Here is a 292-nt window from a genome sequence, read left to right on the forward strand (position 1 = left end):
GCGCGCAGAGCCCGGGCGTAGTACTCGATCTGTGACGGTGTCCCGGTCATGAGACCACCTCCAGGACCAGGTTCGGCTGCTGGCCGAGGTCGATGCCGAAGATCTCGTCGTAGGCGGCCAGATCCCGCACCTCCACAGATTCTGGCGGTTCGGGACGGCGCACCCGCTGGGTCCGGAAGTCCCGGCGCATCACCGCCGCGCGGGCCACGTGGGCCGGATCGGTCACCACCAGATGCCGGGCCCAGGCCCGGACGTGCGTGGCGATGATGACGCCGTCATGGGTGACCCAGAC

At 69.5% G+C, this 292-nt stretch carries 1 pseudogene; it reads right to left on the minus strand.

Annotated elements, in window-relative coordinates:
- Positions 1-46: 46 nt before the first annotated feature.
- Positions 47-292 (minus strand): annotated as a pseudogene (locus tag BJG92_RS05130) (hypothetical protein); the annotation flags it as partial.

This window comes from Arthrobacter sp. SO5 (assembly GCF_020532805.1).
Taxonomy (GTDB): domain Bacteria; phylum Actinomycetota; class Actinomycetes; order Actinomycetales; family Micrococcaceae; genus Arthrobacter.